General features: G+C 53.9%; 11 protein-coding genes. 1 reads left to right on the top strand and 10 read right to left on the bottom strand.

Annotated features, from left to right (window positions below; genetic code table 11):
• From EJP87_RS07730 to modC, 10 genes are all read right to left on the bottom strand, one after another.
• The coding region (locus tag EJP87_RS07730) for an FkbM family methyltransferase (protein ID WP_130471287.1) at positions 1-1,189 on the bottom strand (1,189 nt) is incomplete at its 3' end.
• A 246-nt stretch (positions 1,190-1,435) separates the two neighbouring features.
• Positions 1,436-2,464 (bottom strand): thiamine-phosphate kinase, encoded by a 1,029-nt coding sequence (gene thiL, locus EJP87_RS07725; RefSeq protein ID WP_130471286.1) that lies wholly within the window; start codon positions 2,462-2,464, stop codon positions 1,436-1,438.
• A 26-nt stretch (positions 2,465-2,490) separates the two neighbouring features.
• Positions 2,491-3,081 carry a transcription antitermination factor NusB gene (gene nusB / locus EJP87_RS07720; RefSeq protein ID WP_130471285.1) on the bottom strand — a complete coding sequence of 197 codons (591 nt, stop codon included), beginning with the start codon at positions 3,079-3,081 and terminating at the stop codon, positions 2,491-2,493.
• Positions 3,082-3,141: 60 nt separating this feature from the next.
• Positions 3,142-3,645 (bottom strand): 6,7-dimethyl-8-ribityllumazine synthase, encoded by a 504-nt coding sequence (gene ribH / locus EJP87_RS07715; RefSeq protein WP_130471284.1) that lies wholly within the window; start codon positions 3,643-3,645, stop codon positions 3,142-3,144.
• Positions 3,642-4,883, bottom strand: a complete 1,242-nt coding sequence (locus EJP87_RS07710) for a bifunctional 3,4-dihydroxy-2-butanone-4-phosphate synthase/GTP cyclohydrolase II (RefSeq protein ID WP_130471289.1) — start codon at positions 4,881-4,883, stop codon at positions 3,642-3,644. The genes ribH and EJP87_RS07710 overlap by 4 nt, the downstream gene beginning before the upstream one ends.
• A 211-nt stretch (positions 4,884-5,094) precedes the next feature.
• Positions 5,095-5,757: a riboflavin synthase gene (locus EJP87_RS07705; protein ID WP_130471283.1), complete on the bottom strand. Its 663-nt coding sequence runs from the start codon at positions 5,755-5,757 to the stop codon at positions 5,095-5,097.
• Positions 5,742-6,869 (bottom strand): bifunctional diaminohydroxyphosphoribosylaminopyrimidine deaminase/5-amino-6-(5-phosphoribosylamino)uracil reductase RibD, encoded by a 1,128-nt coding sequence (gene ribD, locus EJP87_RS07700; protein ID WP_130471282.1) that lies wholly within the window; start codon positions 6,867-6,869, stop codon positions 5,742-5,744. The genes EJP87_RS07705 and ribD overlap by 16 nt, the downstream gene beginning before the upstream one ends.
• A 500-nt stretch (positions 6,870-7,369) precedes the next feature.
• Positions 7,370-7,684 carry a hypothetical protein gene (locus tag EJP87_RS07695; RefSeq protein ID WP_130471281.1) on the bottom strand — a complete coding sequence of 105 codons (315 nt, stop codon included), beginning with the start codon at positions 7,682-7,684 and terminating at the stop codon, positions 7,370-7,372.
• Between the two features lie 54 nt (positions 7,685-7,738).
• Positions 7,739-9,637, bottom strand: a complete 1,899-nt coding sequence (locus EJP87_RS07690) for a SurA N-terminal domain-containing protein (protein WP_193771228.1) — start codon at positions 9,635-9,637, stop codon at positions 7,739-7,741.
• A 211-nt stretch (positions 9,638-9,848) separates the two neighbouring features.
• Positions 9,849-10,937: a molybdenum ABC transporter ATP-binding protein gene (gene modC, locus EJP87_RS07685; protein WP_130471288.1), complete on the bottom strand. Its 1,089-nt coding sequence runs from the start codon at positions 10,935-10,937 to the stop codon at positions 9,849-9,851.
• A gap of 260 nt (positions 10,938-11,197) precedes the next feature.
• On the opposite strand from modC, the gene EJP87_RS07680 reads away from it, so the two are divergent.
• Positions 11,198-14,020 carry a diguanylate cyclase domain-containing protein gene (locus EJP87_RS07680; RefSeq protein ID WP_130471279.1) on the top strand — a complete coding sequence of 941 codons (2,823 nt, stop codon included), beginning with the start codon at positions 11,198-11,200 and terminating at the stop codon, positions 14,018-14,020.
• Positions 14,021-14,270 lie beyond the last annotated feature (250 nt).

The raw sequence follows: 14,270 nt of genomic DNA, 5'->3' as shown, positions 1-14,270 counted from the left end.
CTGAAACTGCATACAAATCTCTGTTATTGCTATGATAAACTGAGATGGCCAATTTTGGTCTAAAACGCCGAATAGTCTGCTCAGCCCCTTTTAGTGCTGCCAGCTCCGCCCCTTCAATATCCATTTTAATAAAATCAACTCGTTCGATGGTGCCATTATTGGACAAGGTATCCAACATGATCAACGGCAAATTATTATCATCTTCATCTGCTGAAAAACTTGAATTGATTGTATTGATCGAAAGCAAACCGGCATCGTGCTCCCTGTCATACAATCCGTAGGGAATAATTGTTATATTAGCAATATCATTGTTGCGGGCATTAAGACGAATAAGATCTACATGTTGCTGTACTGGTTCAAAACTGTATACCTTTCCCTGCGGGCCCACAGCCCAGGAAAAGCGCAATGCCGATTCTCCCACAAACCCTCCGGCATCAATAACATAATCACCCTCTTCCGGCACTATCCGAAAGCCATCACGTACAAAAAAATATTGATCCATCGCAAAAGAGTGAAACAGAGGCACAAGAAAGCCCAAAAAACGAACCATTCTTCCCTGAAAAGGAAACAACCAGCAGCGAAAAGAACCACTGCTGAATTGCGGAAATTGTTGTTGCAAGGGCAGATCGATCCGCATATTGGCTACAAATTGATTATGCCTGCTCCAGGTTGTCGATGAATCGACAGGTAACTGCACATGCTGCGCACCAGAGATCTGGAATCGCAGCAAATCAACAAACAAGCTCCTCGATTGAAAATCCCACAAGCGCTCCCATGCTGCAAACAACTGTTTGGCATGTTGCGTCACCCATAGCATCATCTGGGCATACTCTTCGGCATCAACGCTCTCTTTGCGCCCCTTGGGAAAACGCTTCTGACGTATGCTGCAATCCACTGTACGCTGCAAGTCAGAAAAAACTTTACTGTGCATATGATATAAAAAAGAGCTGTCATCCCGCACCAGCAAAGAGTCTAAAATTAATTGCGCAACCTCTGCACTAATATCTTTACTCAACAAATCATTATATATTGCAGAGCTTGGTTTGTTCTGTTGGATCTCTTTATCAATATAATTCAAGACCATAGTGACCGAATGAAAATAATTGCTATCGATCCGATCCGATTGAGGAAATGACTCTTGCCCACGACGAAGCGCATGAATAGCAAATAATAAATATTTAATTTTCACAATTCAACCTCACCGAGACAAAAGAAGATTATATAAATAACATATATCAATCAGCGCAAGCAACCAATACAATAAAAGAGATATTCAGAACACCAGCAATCTTTAATACTGATACTGCAGACAACACAGAAACAAACAAAAACAGCAGACAAACTACAGCGAAAAGCTCCCGTTTATTTGGCAGGCAACGACCATCCACCCAAAACGGATCGTAACACAAACGATCCGTCCTGGATGCACAAAAAATCAACGCAAATGGTCCCAGCCCTTCTCCTGCAACTGCACCGGCATTCCATCCTGCTCCAGCACCACTCCAGAACCTGTCACCATCTCCCCGATCCGACTGATCCGCACCTGGAACTGGGCCGCCAACTGCTCAATGTTGACCCTGAGCGACGGAGCAGCCGTAAAGAGCAGCTCATAATCCTCGCCACCCGTCAACAACTGCTGCCAGAGATCCACTCCCTGTGCTGCCAACACCCTGGCAGCCGCCTCGGAAAGAGGAATCTTGGCCAACTCCACCCGTGCCGCCAACTTGGACATCTGACACAGATGGCCCAAATCGGCTGGCAAACCATCAGAAAGATCAATCGCCGCACGACTGTAGGCCGAATCCTGCAAGGCACGCGCAAACTCTACCGGCGGATCCGGCAACTGCTGCCGTCCCTGCAAATAGAGGCGATCCTCTGCACTGACCTCAGGCAACGCACCACGGGACAAAGCCAACCCCAAGGCCGCATCACCAATGCTGCCGGTCACCCACAGATCATCCCCGGCTTGCGCCCCAGCACGGGTAACCGCCCGATCCTTGCCCACCAAACCAAACAGCGTAATGGTCAGTGAACGGGCTCCTGTGGGCGCAGCCGTGGTATTGCCACCAACCAAAAACACCTCACCCCCAGGACGCACAGCCGCCTGCCGCAACCCACTCATCAATCCCTCTACCCAGTGGATCGGCGTCTCTTTTGGCAACGACAACGAGAGCAAATACCATTGCGGCTGTGCCGCCATCGCCGCCAAATCGGCCAGATTGACCCGCAACGCCTTCTGACCCAACAAGAAGGGATCGGCATCCGACAGAAAATGGATCCCCTCCACCAGGGTATCGGTAGTCACCACCAACTGCTGGGTGCGCGGAACATTCAACACCGCCGCATCATCGCCAATTCCCAAAGCCACTCCCGCAGGCAAGGAGCCCGCCGCTGGAGCGATGATCCGCTCAATAAGAGCAAACTCCCCCAATGCTGCCACACTCTCCATCGATCCTTCAGCCACCACAAGTATCCCTCATCTTTCTTCTCTCACGGAACCATCACCGGGTTTTGCGGCGACTGCGCAAGCGCATCCGGCGCAGCTTCACTATCCCTCTCCTGCCCACGCGCTCCCTCAACAGGGATCTGACGCAACAATGCCGCCAAACGATCCATCACCCCATTGATAAAAGAGCGCGAACCATCCCCCCCATAACGCTTGGACAACTCAATCGCCTCATTGATCACCACCCGGACCGGCAACTCCCGCTCCGCCAGCAACTCATAGGCACCCTGGCGCAAAATACTCAAATCAATGGTTGCCAGGCGCTGCACCGACCAGTTGGCCGCTGCCTTGGCAATCCAACCATCCAGCTCTTCGCGACGCTGCCAAGCGCCACTGGCCAGCCGCTTGAAATAGTCCAAGTCGGCATGCCCACCACCATTCTCTTCACATAACTGCTCAATCGCCCTGCCAATGCCATCGCCAGAGATTTCGCTCTGGTATAACGCCTGCAAAGTCAACTCCCGCGCCTTATGCCGACTGCCACGCACTCCCCCCTCCCGACGTGGCAAGGCAGAGGCAATCTTCTCCGCAAAGGAGACCTCAGGTGCTTCCGGTTCTTCTGAGCCGCTGTTCATCGGTCTCCATTACCCCACATTATCCGCAAATTGTCCACCAACTGCACGAATGCGCACCACCTACATCTGCCGCAGCAGATCGATCATCTCAATCACCGACAAAGCGGTCTCCCAACCTTTATTGCCCGCCTTGGTACCTGCCCGATCTACCGCCTGTTCAATGGTATCGGTGGTCAACACACCAAAACCAATCGGCAGTCCAGAAGCCAGAGAGAGTGCAGCAACTCCCTTGGTCACCTCAGAGGCAACATAATCAAAGTGTGGCGTCGAACCGCGAATCACCGCCCCCAGACAGATCACCCCATCATAACGACCACTCTGTGCCGCCTTTTGTGCGGCCAAAGGAATCTCAAAAGCTCCAGGAGTACGAATCAGGGTGATCTCTTCCGCCTGCGCCCCATGGCGCAACAGGCAGTCCATCGCCCCTTCATACAGCCGCTCGGTAATAAAACTGTTAAAACGCGACAAGATAATGGCAATGCGCAGCCCTTGCGCTGTCAGTCGTCCCTCCAACAAAATTCCCGCCTCACCCCGTCCGGCCACACCGCTCTGTCCTGTACTCATCCTGCCTCTCCCTTGTCCGCCACCTCTGCAAATTGCTGCAACATATGTCCCATTTTTGTCTGCTTGGTCTCCAGATAGAGCAGATTATCCTCTTTGGCCGGCATCTCGATCGGCACCCGCTCTACCACCTCCAGACCATACCCCTCCAGACCAATAATCTTTTTGGGATTGTTGGTCAAAATACGCAGACGGCGCACCCCGATGTCGCGTAAAATTTGCGCCCCGATTCCATAGTTGCGCAAATCCGGGGCAAAACCCAACTGGGTATTGGCCTCCACCGTATCCAACCCCTGATCCTGCAGGTTATAGGCCCGCATCTTGTTGATCAAACCAATGCCACGCCCCTCCTGGCGCAGATATAACAACACCCCACACCCCTCTTGGCCGATGCGTTTCATGGCGGTATGCAGTTGATCGCCACAATCGCAACGCATGCTGCCAAACAGGTCACCGGTCAAACATTCGGAATGGACCCGTACCAAAACCGGTTGGCTGGAATCGATGCTTCCCTTGATCAAAGCCACATGCTGATAATCATCCACATCATTGGTGTAGACCAACAGACGCCACTCGCCACCAAAGATGGTGGGCAAACGGGTCTCCACCGCCCGATGCACCAACATTTCGTTGGCGGTACGATAGGCAATCAAATCGGCAATCGTACCAATTTTAATCTGCATCTCTTCGGCAAAGTGCAGCAGATCCGGCACCCGTGCCATGCTGCCATCATCTTTCAAAATTTCACAAATAACCGCCGCCGGTTTGCGTCCTGCCAAACGGCACAGATCAACGGAAGCCTCGGTATGGCCTGCCCGCACCAACACCCCACCCTCATTGGCCACCAGAGGAAAAATATGGCCCGGTCGTACCAGATCACAGGGGGTACTGGCATCATCGATGGCCACGGCAATGGTGCGCGCCCGGTCATGCGCCGAGATGCCGGTGGTGACACCGGTTTTGGCTTCAATCGATACGGTGAAGGCGGTTTTGAACTTGGCATTGTTATCCACCACCATCAGCGGCAACTGCAGATGGCGCACCCTCTCCCGCGTCAGGGCCAAACAGACCAAGCCACGGCCATATTTGGCCATAAAGTTGACCGCTTCCGGGGTGCAGCACTCTGCCGGAATAATCAGATCTCCCTCATTTTCCCGATCCTTGTCATCCACCAAAATGACCATTTTGCCTTGGCGGAAATCGTCGATGAGATCCTCTATGGCGCTGAATTGACCGGTCATGAATTGTTGTTTCTCCATTGCTGGTTTTGTCACCCTCTTTATCCTGCCGATTGTAGCACTCATCACCACTCGGTGACAACCGCCTGCCCCAAAGCAACTGCACAGGCAATCATGATGGGCGGCCGCGAGGAGTATAACCTCTGCCCAATACAAAGAAAGCCCCGCTCACTCATCCCCTCAGCAGACACCTATATGCCCGCATCCATAGACTTTAGAAACCGCGCTCCCGCAAATAGTGTTCATCCATCCCGCCGCCACTGCGCGCACACCCTTTGCTTCCAGCCAACAAACGCTCCACATAGCGACCTAAAATATCGGTCTCAATATTGACTGCCCGGTTGACAATCAGTTCCGCCAAGGTGCTCTTCTTTTGGGTGTGCGGAATAATGTTGACCGAAAAGCTGCTCTCTTCCCCACTCTCCTGTACACTATTCACCGTCAAGCTGACCCCATCCACCGCGATGGAGCCTTTGGCCACAATATATTTGGCCACAACTGCCGTCACCCGAAAGGTGATCTCCAATGATCTGCCCCGTGGCTGCACCCGCTGCACATAACCCACTCCATCCACATGCCCTTGCACCAGATGGCCATTCAAGCGCCCCCCCAACGGCAAAGCCCTCTCCAAATTGAGTGTCGCTCCCACCCGCAAATGGGCAAAGGTGCTGTGCTGCAGCGTCTCCCCGGAAACCTGTACCGCAAACCAATCACTCCCCTTCTCGGTCACCGTCAAGCAGACCCCATTGACAGCGATGGAATCGCCCAACACAATTTCAGCCATAGGAAAAGTACAACGTACCCGCAACAGATATTCACCACCCTGATGCTCCATGGCCAACAACTGCCCCACATCCTCAATCAATCCGGTAAACATTGCCGAACCACCCTCCCCTCCAGCAACAGATCCTCGCCCACCGGCAGCATCCGCCAATCGGTCAGACGCCAGGCATCGGCCAGATGGGCCACCCCCACGCCCGCCAATAAACCCGCTGCCCCCTCTCCACCCAACAGACAAGGCGCCAAAAAAAGCGCCAAGCTATCGACCAGACCCGCCGCAAACAGTCCTCCGTTCAAACGCGCCCCCGCCTCCACCAGCAGGCTGCCGATCTCCCGCTGTGCCAATTTTTGCAGCAAATCGAGTAGATCCACCCGCCCCTCAGTTGTAGCCCGACAGGGAATGATGGCAACACGACCCAACCGCTCCCACTCCTGCCAAACCGCCCGCCGCTCCTTGGCCACCGACTCACAACAGGCAATCCATAGCGGAGCCTGCGCCGAAGAGGTGACTATGGCCGCCTGCAATGGTGTGCGTAAACCGCTATCCACCACCACCCGTACCGGATCCCGCCCCCCCGGCAGACGACTGTTCAAACGGGGATTGTCCGCCAATACCGTACCAATCCCGGTCAGGACCGCATCCTGCTCAGCCCGCATCCGCTGTACCCGCCGCCGTGCTGCCGGACCTGTTATCCATTGGCTCTCCCCGGTCATGGTCGCGGTTTTGCCATCCAACGAAGCGGCCATTTTTACCGTTACCCAAGGCCGACCACGGCCAATCCAACTCAAAAAAGGGCGATTGAGCTGCTCTGCCTGCTCCCGACAGAGCCCCACCTGCACCGCAACCCCCGCATCCCGCAACCGCTGCAGACCACGACCCGCCACCTGGGGATTGGGATCCTCCAGCGCTGCCACCACCCGCACCACTCCGGCACGCAACAGGGCATCGGCACAAGGGGGAGTCCGTCCAAAGTGGCTGCAAGGCTCCAAAGTGACATAGGCGGTTGCTCCACGCGCCTGCTCAGCCGCCTGCTGCAGCGCCCAGACCTCGGCATGCGGCCCACCCGCCTGCCGATGATAGCCCTTGCCGACTACCCGCCCTTCGCGCACCAACAGACACCCCACCAACGGATTGGGACGGGTCTGCCCCAACGCCCGCCGAGCCAGACGCAACGCCTGCTCCATATAGTGACGATCCTGCTCTTCCATCACCTCTCCTGTTGCAAAACCATGGCAAAGGCAAAACGCTTTTTCCACAGGTTTGCCATGCCCTCTGCCCGCACAAAGAAAAACGGGGTCCAGAAACCCCTCTTCCGTGACCCCGCATGCTCCGCCAACTCCGAGCTTGAGAATAAAGTTGCTCAATAACTATTCAGGTTTGTGCTGGCTCGCCAGCTCTACCCCCATGGGGATGCTGTGCGCATTGGCGCAAAAATGCGCGCCAATGCGCACAGCTTGCTTCCATCAGGCGCTTAAGCCGACGCAAAGAGCGCGTCGGCTTGGTTTGAAAAGCGCGCCAAAGGCAAAAGATTAAAAACAAAATCCCAGGGATTCCATCCCTGGACCCGGCCAGGGAGGTGCCCTCCCTGGACCCGCAGTTGTTTTGGGTGGTGAATAGTTACAAAGATTAAAAGATTACAAGCAAAATCCCAGGGATTCCATCCCTGGACCCGCAATAGTTTTGGCTGGTGAATGGTTATGTTGCGCAATCAATAATCACGTACCGGCAGCGTCGTATGTCCCAAAGCCACATGCTTCTCCAGCGTTGCCTGCTCACGCCGCGCCCGCCACACACTCGCCTCCTGACGCAACTGCTGCAATTGCTCCGCCAAAGCCAACCTCTCCTCCAAAGCCGCCACCGACAATGCCTGCTTGACCCGCTCCGCCTCTTCCCGCAAACGCTTCAACTCCGCCAAAGCCGTCAACTCCTCAGGAGAAACCGCATCCAACGTCGCACAAAAACTGCCTACTACCTGGTTTTTTCCCTGTTCGACGATCGGTATATTCAACGACCTTTTAGCCATAACTCCCCGCACCCCACGCAAAGATACTGCAAAAGAGCCACTTCACCGCAAGCTCTAAAAACGCTCCAACACCTTGTTATGCACCTTCACCTTGGCCTCGTTGCGCAAACCATTCATGAAGGCAATAATCTGCTCCTGCCCCAAATTGTTCTCCAAGGAGCTGCGCAAAGTCGGCAGCGCCTGTTGCAACACCTGCGCATCCGCCTCCTGTACCTTCTGCAAACGGATGGCAATCATCTCCTCCAACCCCTCCAAAGCCTCCTTGTGCAACGGATTTTCCATACTCAAACGAAAAGCAGCCATGCGCACCGCCGGAGCCGGTCCCCCTTTGCCACCACCACGGGTAAAGGGCTCGGAAACCTCCATCCGCAAGGCGGGATGCACAGATGCTGCCTCCTGCCAACTCTTGCCAGCACGCAATAACGCAATCGCCTGCTGCATCAACTCGGTTGCCTTTTGATGGGCCCGTTCGTTTTTGAACAAACCAGTCACCGCCTCCCGCGCCTCCTCCAGCGTTTTCAACTCCGGCTCTTTGCGCTGCAACACCTTGAGCACGGCAAACTGCCCCTCTTTGATCTCCAGCAACCCGCTCATCTCTCCTACCGGGGTGGCAAAGGCCGCATCCAAAAATTTTTCTTCGCGTTCGACCTCTTCCCCCTTAACCTCTTCTCGGTTGAACAATCCGGTCTGCCGATAACGCAACTGCATCGCCTCGGCTACCACCTGCAGATTGCCGGCAGCCACCACCTTCTCTTCCAACTTGTTGGCCCGTTCATAGACCAGCTCCTGCTGTTTTTTCTCCAGCAAACGCCCTTTGATCTCCTCACTGGCCTGCGCCAAACTCTTCGCTTCCGCCGGATGAATCTCGGTCACCTGCAGCAGATGATAGCCATATTCACTCTTGATCGGCGCAGAGAGTTGGCCAACCGCCAAGGAAAAGGCTGCTCCCTCCAAAGCCGGATCAACGGTCTCACGGGTAAACTCTCCCAGAGCTCCGCCCTGGCTTTTGGAGAGATCATCCGACATCTCCCGCGCCACATCGGCAAAGCGTTCCCCTTTCTGCAGGCGTGCCTGCGCCTGTTCCACACGCTGCATGGTCTGAGCCTGCTCGCTCTCCTGGGTCATCTGGAAAAGAATATGGCTCAGCGAACGCCGCTCCTCCCGGCGAAATTCGTTGCCATTCTCCTCATAATACTCCTTGATCTCCTCGGGTTGAATCTGAATCCCCTCCCGCACCATGGAGCCATCCAGCAGCACATATTCCACCTGGACCTGTGCCAAACGCATAAAACGTTCCGCATGCTCACGCAAAAATGTGCTCAACAACTCATCGGTCACAGCAATTTCCGGCTCCAAAGCTTTGATTTTCAGCTTCAGCATCTCCACAACCCGCTTTTCATTCTCCAGTTGGTAGCTATCCTGCACCAGGAGATCCGGTACCGCCACCACAGTGGCCAGAGTCCGGTAAAGCTGTGCTGAACGAATCTCCTCTGCCAACATCGCCTCATAGTTGCGCGCCACCATATGCTGCCCACGCAGCCACTGTTGATAGCGCTCTTTATCAAAACGATCGCCACGCAAAAAGGCCGGGTTGCTGGCCAAATAGTTTTGCAGGGTGGCCGGCGAGATCTCCATGCGCAAGCGCCGTGTCACCGAATCCAACAAATGACGGTTGATCAATCCTGCCAAAACCCGTTGTTTCAAGCCCAAAACTTCTGCAGTCTTCTTGTCCAGACCTGTTCCAAAACGCTGTTTTAATTGGTTGAATTCATTTTCATACGCCAGGGCATATTCCCGTGGACCGATATTCCAGTTGCCTCCTTCGGCGACAGGCTCTTCACCCTCTTTGCGCACATAATCTCCCACTCCCCAGACCACGAAGCTCAGGGCAATAAAGACCAATATCATTTTGATCACCCATGTATTGGCCGCACGGCGCATGACATTCAACATAACTCTGTAGACTCCAAACATGCTGGAAACTGGGAAAGAAGCGGTTGCTCAGCACTCCGCTCCAATGGGCAAATATACTTCCCCCATCAGCACTTTTCAACCGTTGACTGCGGCAGGGCCAGGGCAATCGCATTTGTCAAACAATTATGGCGTGCATGAGGGTATTGCGCTCCGACAGACAGCGGGCAAAGAGCCGAGCAACGCCTGCGCATTATAGCAGAGCCACCGCCTTCACCTGTGCCCATACCTGGGCATCGACCTGCAAGCCCAACTGCACCAAGGAGCGCCTGGTCAAGCGGGCCACCAACGGCAGTGCACCGATACGCAACTGCAACAAAACCAAACCGGGATGGCTATCATCGGCAATGGCGCTGACTCGCCCCAACAGTTGATTTTGGATACTGGTATGCTCCTGGCGTTGCAAACTGAGCCCCACATCGCGCGCCAAAATGCGCACCCGTACCGACTCTCCGACCGCCACTCCTCCATCCCGGCTCCACAGGGATACCCCCTCGCCCTGCATCCGACACAAATGCCACTGCTCTGCCCGCTCTGCCACCACCATCTGCCAGACCACCCCCTTCTCTTCGGCCAAAGCAAGCGGTGACTGCAATTGTGCCAAGGTCTCGGTCAGCGCTCCCTGTCCCACCACCTGCCCCCGCTGCAACAACAACAGATGATCGGCCAAACGGGCCACCTCATCCGGGGCATGGCTGACAAACAGCATGGGAATCTGCATCTCCCGATGCAGACGCTCCAAATAGGGTAGAATCTCCTGTTTGCGCAGCAAATCTACCGCTGCCAACGGCTCATCCAACAATAAAATCTCTGGACTAACCGCCAAAGCCCGGGCAATGGCCACCCGCTGCCGCTCACCGCCGGAAAGTGTAGAGATGGCACGCGATAGCAAGGATTCAATCCCCAACAGATCCAATATCTGTTCCCAGGCAACCCGATGCGGGGCGGAAGCCACCCGGCGCATGCCATAGCGCAGATTCTCCCCCACATTCAAATGGGCAAACAAACGGCCATCCTGAAAGACATAACCCACTGCCCGCTGATGTGGCGGCACCCATCGTCCCGTCTGCGCATCCTGCCAACACTGTCCGTTCACCCAGAGCTGCCCAGCCTCTACCCGCTCCAATCCGGCAATAAAACGCAACAAAGTGCTCTTTCCCGCCCCGGAAGGTCCAAAAACAGCCGTACAGCCCCTTCCTGGCAGCGTCACCGCCACATCCAACAAAAACTCGGCCAAAGGCTGCCGACACAACAGCCGTATTCCCTCCTCAGCCACACCCATCTGCTGCACGGACCACTCCTCCTTGCCTTCCCATCCCACTCACCCAATACAATCTTTGCCCTGTTAAAATTAATTGATAATTATATCAACATTTATCAAAACATAGCATAGCCTGCACCATTTGTTACCCCTTTTGAATAAGCAATAAATTGTGTTACAATCCTTTGTCTTTCTTGTGGCATTCTACACACCAAACATCGATTATCATCTATAAAAAACTATTTTTATGTTTTCTCCACGCATGGCAGGGAGCACCCATCATGATCGCTCAGACTATGGATTCCCATCCCGATAGTGGCAACCACTCTGTTCGTCGCCCTCTGTTGCTGCCTCTCTTTGGCAGTTTTCTCGTTTTGCTGCTCACATTCATCCTCTCCGCCCAGTGGTTGGGGCAAAAAATTAAAATTGAAATCATTCAACGCGATATTAAAACTATCAGTGAGCAGATGGATTATGAATTGCGTGAGCAGTCCGCCTATTTTGCCAGCCAGATGGTGACCATCGCCTCCTCCGACTCCATTCGCGCCCATTTTTTGGCCGAAGAGCGCGAACTGCTGCTGCAAGAGACTCTCCCCATCCTGAAGGCTCTGCAAACCAATCATGTCACCCATCTCTATTTTCATCGGGCCGACAAAAGCAACTTTTTGCGCGTCCACCAACCAGACCGCTTCAATGATACCCTCCAACGCACCCTCCTCGATCGTGCCGCACAAAGCGGACGTTTCACCTTTGGCAATGAAGTGGGCGGCAACGGAACACTCAACCTGCGCGCCATCATGCCCTGGCATCATGGTGACCGCCTGATCGGCTATCTGGAAATCGGCAAAGAGATTGTACACTTTGTCGCCAATCTGCAGCAAAGCTTTCGCCTGCCCCTCTATACCTTTATCGAGCGCCCTCACTATAACGCCCAACAATGGCACAACATCTCCCAGCTTTTTGGTGTGGTGACCGATACAACCAGCTTCCCGGATCTGGTCTTTATCGGTTTACATAACACCCCCTATCCACCAGGATTGAGCGAATATCTCGCCTCAGGCAACTGGCGCCATGCGGAACCGTTGCAGACTCTCTTCGAGAAAGATAACAAAAACAGCTATTATTTTTCTCTGCCCATTCGCGACCTTCATGACAAAATTGTCTACCGGGTGGTGGGAAGCATCGACATCTCCCGTTATGGTGCGATTTTGACAACCCATATGCAGATTGTCATCCTGGCCATCATCTTTCTGATTCTTCTCCTCGGCCTGCTTTTCAACCGTCTGTTGCTTGGCGTGGAAAAAAATGTCCAGCAATCGGCTCAGGCCACTAGAACCAGTGATGGCATTCTGCGCAATACTCTGGAAGCCTTCGAGCAGGGTATTTTGGTTGTCGATGGCAATGGCAAAATCACCCATACCAACTCCCGTTTCTGCTCCCTCTGGAATATTACTCCCGAAACCCTACTGCACAAACAGGCCAGCCGGATTATTCCAGCCCTCAGCAAACAGGTGAACAATACCCAACATGCCCTGAAAAATCTCCTTGCCAGCGCGCGCGGCCCTTCCAACAAACGTACCATCATTCAGCTTCAAGATGGACGGCAACTGGAACAAAAAAACTTTCCTTTAAGCTGCCGGGAAAAACCCTGTGGCCAACTCTGGCTCTTTCACGACATCACCCGCGAGCAGGCCATGGAGCGCCAGGAGCTTAACGCCCTGCAATCGCGTATCGCCATCAGCGCCCTCCTGGAAACCGCTGTTGAACCCCTCTCCCTGGAAAGACAGCTTAATGTTGCCATCGACATTATCCTGACTGTCCCCTGGCTCTCCATTCTCTACAAAGGTTCCATTTTTCTCCTCGACGAGGAGGGCAAACATCTCAATCTGGTTGCCCAACGGGGTCTGCATCCACACCTGTTGCAGCATTGTGCGCAACTGCCCCTGGGATATTGTCTGTGCGGTCGTGCGGCTCTGACCCGCAAATTGCTCTATCAACCCCATATCACCGCCGATCATGATGTTCGCTTTCCTGAAATGAGTCCGCATGGCCACTATTGTGTGCCCATTCTCTCCCGGGAAATTTTGCTTGGGGTACTGAATCTCTATGTCCCCGACAACCATCAATACAGCCCGGAGGAGGAGGCATTTTTGACTACCATCTCCTATACCCTGGCCAGTCTCATCGAACTGCGCTCCACCAAAATGACTCTCCAGGAAAAAGAGATGTTTGCCGCCACTCTGCTCAACACCGCACCCGCTTTAGTGGTGGTAACCGATCCTGCAGGACGCATCACCCTCTTTAATCTGGCCTGTCAGCAGTTGACCGGTCATAGTGAAGAGGCGGTACTCGGTCAAGAGCTGTTGCCGTTGCTGGTACCCAGTGAAAATCATGAAGAGATGAAACGGATCTGGCAGCAGTTGCGCGAACAGCAGCTCCCCAATCAGCATGAATCCTATTGGATCACCCAAGCGGGAGAACCCCGCCTGATCTCCTGGTCCAACAATGTGATTCGCCATGCCGATGGCTCTTTACGGGGAATTATCGCCACCGGCATGGATATCACTGCCCGCAAGCAGGCAGAAGAGCGTTTGCAACATTTGGCGGGACATGATCCTTTAACCGGGGTCTACAATCGCCGCCTGCTGCATGAGACTCTGTCCACTGCCCTTGCCTATACCAAACGTGACGAGGGTAAACTGGCTGTTTTATACCTCGATCTGGACCATTTCAAACCTGTCAATGATCGTCTGGGACATGCTGCCGGGGATCAACTGTTGCTTGAGGTGGTGGAGCGACTGCAGGCATCGATTCGCCAATCAGACACCTTGGCGCGCATGGGTGGCGATGAATTTGCCATTATTCTGACCAATGTGACCGCTCCGGTGGTGGTGGAGCATGTTGCCAACAAAATTCTCGCCGAATTGAGCGAACCTTTTATCATCCACGGCGAGATCTGTCGAATCGGTGCCAGTATTGGCATTGCCTTGCTGCCCGAGCATGGGCAGGATGCCGACACACTGCTTAAATTGGCCGATCAGGCAATGTATAACGCCAAGGAGCAGGGGCGTAATCAGTTTCGCTTTGCCCATGCTGCTCATTAAGGATGTTTTTTGCGTAACTATTCAGCACTCAAATCAACTGCGGGTCCAGGGAGGGCACCTCAATGCCATTAACTTAAGCCGTTACGTGTGGGGCTTATAAGCTGGCCGAACGCGAACCCCTGTCCCAAGCCTCTTTTTACGGTTATAACATCTATTTAAACGCATGGCATTACAATAGCTCGCCATGCTTTTTGTAAGTCGTTGTACCCAAATAAGCGGATTGGTTGCTGTCAGTAATTTCACGATGGTA

This window comes from Candidatus Magnetaquicoccus inordinatus (assembly GCF_004217665.1).
GTDB lineage: Bacteria > Pseudomonadota > Magnetococcia > Magnetococcales > Magnetaquicoccaceae > Magnetaquicoccus > Magnetaquicoccus inordinatus.
This window is presented reverse-complemented; position numbering and strand designations above follow the sequence as displayed.

Excerpts from the sequence above, each read along its gene's own strand:
- EJP87_RS07695 (WP_130471281.1), bottom strand. The coding sequence starts at position 7,684 with ATGGCTAAAAGGTCGTTGAATATACCGATCGTCGAACAGGGAAAAAAC.
- nusB (WP_130471285.1), bottom strand. The coding sequence starts at position 3,081 with ATGAACAGCGGCTCAGAAGAACCGGAAGCACCTGAGGTCTCCTTTGCG.
- ribH (WP_130471284.1), bottom strand. The coding sequence starts at position 3,645 with ATGAGTACAGGACAGAGCGGTGTGGCCGGACGGGGTGAGGCGGGAATT.
- EJP87_RS07690 (WP_193771228.1), bottom strand. The coding sequence starts at position 9,637 with ATGTTGAATGTCATGCGCCGTGCGGCCAATACATGGGTGATCAAAATG.
- ribD (WP_130471282.1), bottom strand. The coding sequence starts at position 6,869 with ATGGAAGAGCAGGATCGTCACTATATGGAGCAGGCGTTGCGTCTGGCT.
- EJP87_RS07705 (WP_130471283.1), bottom strand. The coding sequence starts at position 5,757 with ATGTTTACCGGATTGATTGAGGATGTGGGGCAGTTGTTGGCCATGGAG.
- modC (WP_130471288.1), bottom strand. The coding sequence starts at position 10,937 with ATGGGTGTGGCTGAGGAGGGAATACGGCTGTTGTGTCGGCAGCCTTTG.
- EJP87_RS07710 (WP_130471289.1), bottom strand. The coding sequence starts at position 4,883 with ATGACCGGTCAATTCAGCGCCATAGAGGATCTCATCGACGATTTCCGC.
- EJP87_RS07680 (WP_130471279.1), top strand. The coding sequence starts at position 11,198 with ATGATCGCTCAGACTATGGATTCCCATCCCGATAGTGGCAACCACTCT.